The sequence below is a fragment of the Micromonospora sp. MP36 genome, from assembly GCF_008119785.1.
Classification (GTDB): domain Bacteria; phylum Actinomycetota; class Actinomycetes; order Mycobacteriales; family Micromonosporaceae; genus Micromonospora.
In genome coordinates this window covers 1-493 of record NZ_VSFA01000303.1, presented here as the reverse complement: position 1 = coordinate 493, position 493 = coordinate 1, and the positions used below count along the sequence as shown (strand labels likewise).

Annotated in this window: 1 pseudogene; it reads left to right on the top strand. The window is 71.4% G+C overall.

Annotation, left to right across the window (positions count from 1 at the left end):
- Positions 1 to 493, top strand: a pseudogene (locus FXF52_RS43780) (IS5 family transposase); the annotation flags it as partial.

The following is a 493-nucleotide window of genomic DNA, read 5'->3' as shown; positions in this document are numbered from 1 at the left end:
CAGGTGATCAACGGGATCGTGTTCCGGGTGCGTACCGGGGTGCCGTGGCGGGACGTTCCGGCACGGTACGGGCCGTGGAAGACGCTGTACAAGCGGTTCACCCGGTGGCAGGAGGACGGGACCTGGGCGCGGATCGAGGCGATGCTGCAGGCCGACGCGGACGCTGCCGGGGACCTGGACTGGCACGCCAACGCCGATTCCACGATCGTGCGGGCCCACCAGCACGCCGCCGGGGCACGTAAAGGGGGCTGAGCAGCCGTGACGCAGCGCGACGGGAAGGACTCGGCAAGTCGCGCGGCGGGTGGACCACGAAGATCCACACCATCGGGGACGGGCGGGGCCGGAACCTGACCAGTCACCTGACCCCGGGCCAGGACCACGACACCCGCCAGCTGGTGCGGCTGCTCGACGACGTGGCCGTGGCCCGTCCCGGCGGGATCGGCCGTCCCCGCAAACGCCTCGATTCCCTCTCGGCGGACAAGGCGTACAGCTC